The organism is Fusibacter sp., assembly GCF_057447755.1.
In genome coordinates, this window is the sequence record NZ_JBVBZF010000371.1 from 1 (window position 1) to 3,302 (window position 3,302).

Genomic DNA, 3,302 nt, shown 5'->3' on the forward strand with positions numbered 1-3,302 from the left:
ATATAGACGATTTTGACGGTGCAGTGATTTCCATTTCCCATGACCGTTACTTCCTCGATAGAACCAGCGATCGCATCTTTTCTTATGAAGGCGATGGAAAGATACTAGAGCACACAGGTAACTATTCTGATTTTATTGATTTTAAAAAATCAAGTGCCTATGAACAGCTTCATGGTTCAGTGACAGACACTAAAAACGATGTCACTAAAAAGCCTGAAGAAAAGAAAACGTCAGAAGATAAACCAAGACAGGCAAAATTAAAATTCACCTATAAAGAAAATTTAGAATTTCAAACAATTGAGGCTGACATTGAAGCTTTGGAGCTTGAACTAGAAGCGCTCGACTCAGAAATGGCAAAGAATGCCCATGACTTCGTCAAACTCAATAAGCTCATGGAAACCAAATCAGAAACTGAGGAAAAACTCTTATTTAAAATGGAACGATATGAATATCTCACTGATTTGGATGAGAAAATTAAAAATCAATAATCGTAAATCATTAAGTATATAAAACACTAAGTATATAAATCACTAAATATTTTAATCAATTAATCATTAAATCATTAAATCATTTAATTATTAAATCATCAATTGAGAGATGATAATATTACAACTCAAAGGATTAAAATACTTCATTAAAACAAAGACTGGTCATTAAAGTGTATTCCAACTCAGATGTTTACTTAATATCTAAAGTTGGGCACATTTTTAGACCAGTCTTTTTATTTCATTAACTTTTAACATATTTCTTAATCAATCTGACAGCTCTTGACTGTGAAATGTTGAGTGCCTTAGCCAGCTTATATGAACTCTTACAGGTTTCATAACACGCTTTTACAACAGACCCTTCATATAAGGAAACGATGTGGTCAAGATCTATATCATCCATTTTAGGGGCTATGTCCACAAGCATGGAAGGCGGTAAATCAGAAACCTGTATGGTTGGACCTGTGGTCATTAATACCAAATTGTGAATCAAGTTTTGAAGCTCTCTGATGTTACCGTGCCAAGTATGATGTTTAAGATGGGTAAGGGCATTGGGTGTGATTTTTTTTTCAACATTATACTCGATGCAATACTTTTCAAGGAAATATGAAACCATACTGTGTATGTCTTCTCTTCTCTCTCTAAGTGGCGGTAATTCAATGGATACAACACTTAGACGATAGTACAAGTCCTCTCTAAAAAGCTTGTCTTTCACAAGTTCAAAAAGGTTCCGATTAGTGGCAACAATGATACGCGTGTCCACGGAGCAAAGCTTATCACCCCCCACTTTTGTAAAACTTTGTTCTTGTATAAACTGGAGTAATTTTGATTGCATCAAAAGTGGTATTTCACCAATCTCATCTAAAAATAAAGTACCCTTATCGGCAAGTTCAACAAGTCCTTTTTTGCCCTTTGCCTTTGCACCTGTAAAAGCACCAGATTCATAGCCGAAGAACTCAGACTCAAAGAGTTCATTTGGAATAGCAGAACAATTGATGGTGATAAAGGGACCCTCTGAACGATTACTGCTTTGATGAATCAGCTTTGCAAGTTCGGTTTTACCTGTACCGGATTCACCCTGAATCATGACTGTGGCAATAGTCCCTGCTATCCGATCCACTGTTTCATAGATTCGTATCATTGCATGACTTTGAAACTGATGTAAGGATGGCTGGGCCATAGTTTGTTTGCGGATGACATCAATTTCCTGTTTGTATCGATCAAGCTGGTCGCGCTGAGAATCATAATCCATTTTAAGCTGCTCAAGCTCTGTAATATCCCTAGTGTTTTCAACAATGAACTCTATATTGCCCTCTTCAGAAATAAAGGGTGTTGCGGTAATCATAAGGTTCCTACCTGTACTAGTCTTTTGAGATAAAGTACATGGTTTCTTAGTATTCAAAACCTCTGTGATAGGTGTTTGGTCGGAATACCCGTTCTCAACAAGGTACATGGCGGTCTTCCCCATCATATCTTCACGCTTTAGACCATAATTGCGTTCAAAAGACTTGTTGCAATAGATTGTTTTACCCTCATCATCGCAAACCCATATTTCATCATGGGATGTTTCTAAAATTTCTTTATAAAAACAATTGTGATACTTCATATTTTTCATATTATCACCTCTAGTAAGTCAATTATAACTCAATATAGAATAATGACAAGTCATAAATGACTCATAATATTCACTATGAAACATGTAATGTAAAATATCGAGTCAGATTTGACTTGTTTTGCTCTTTTCTTCCCATTTAACCATTTTGAACAAGCTTTTAATTCTTGCTCAAAACTGGATAAAAGCTAAAGTACATATTAAAAATATTGAATTTAGGCCACAATCAAGTTAAAAAGTTTATATAAATTTGGCATCTAAATTGCAATCATATGAGTATAGTACCAAACCGTTGTTGTTCTATTGTCAATAAAATGAGTATAGCATCCCTTAATACGAGGAATGAAATTTGAGAAATGAGAAATGAGGAATATATGACACCTTTTAATAGTGGCTATGTGAGTGTGGCAATTGCCGCAGTCTTTTGGGGAACAATTGGACTCTTCGTAAAACTACTCAGTGGTTTTGGCCTTTCAGTAACAGCGATTGTCTTTATAAGATTGTTTTATGGCTGTCTTATATTAAGTTTTATTATGATGAAAAAATCAAAAAAGCTTTTCAAAATTAATTTGAAAGGCTTAATTTTAATGGGCATTATGGGGATTTTTACGCAGGCTGGCTTTAACCTGGTCTATTTTAAAACCATAGAAGTCATTGGAGTGGCATCTGCAGCTGTTCTGCTCTACATCGCCCCCGTTTTAATCACGATACTGTCGAAGTTCATTTTCAAAGAAGTCTTAAATATATATAAGAAAACGGGTTTGGTCATTTGTCTTATGGGTGCTTTTATCGCCATAACTGGTGGTCAACTGAACACTTTTAACTTAAACACCACTGGCATTCTCCTCGGGTTTATATCAGCATTTATTTATGCTTTTCTTTCGATTTTTAGCAAATTTGCACTTGAACACTATAGCCCTTTGACCGTTATATTTTATAGTTTTGTCTTTGGCGCGATTTCAATTACGCCCTTTGTTTCTGGCCATGATTTTAAATTGATGATTTCAAGCCTTGAGATTATTGGAGTATCTTTGGCAATGGGGCTTATTCCAGCTGCTTTTGCGTATTTTGCTTATTTCAGAGGCATTGGTCAAAAAATTGATCTATCAATCGTTGGGATTATTTCCACACTGGAGCTACTTGTATCAGTTCTTATAGGCAGTGTTTTTTTAAATGAAACGATTACTGTTGTAAAACTCATAGGC

Annotated in this window: 2 protein-coding genes and 1 pseudogene; 2 read left to right on the plus strand and 1 reads right to left on the minus strand. The window is 35.2% G+C overall.

Features of this window, described 5'->3' with window-relative positions; genetic code table 11:
- A pseudogene (locus AC220I_RS20320) lies at nt 1–488 on the plus strand (hypothetical protein); the annotation flags it as partial.
- Nucleotides 489–729: 241 nt separating this feature from the next.
- On the opposite strand, the gene AC220I_RS20325 reads toward AC220I_RS20320, so the two are convergent.
- A complete protein-coding gene (locus tag AC220I_RS20325; RefSeq protein ID WP_486725693.1) occupies nt 730–2,100 on the minus strand; it encodes a sigma-54 interaction domain-containing protein in 1,371 nt (456 codons plus the stop codon).
- A gap of 371 nt (nt 2,101–2,471) precedes the next feature.
- On the opposite strand from AC220I_RS20325, the gene AC220I_RS20330 reads away from it, so the two are divergent.
- The coding region (locus AC220I_RS20330; protein ID WP_486725694.1) for a DMT family transporter at nt 2,472–3,302 on the plus strand (831 nt) is incomplete at its 3' end.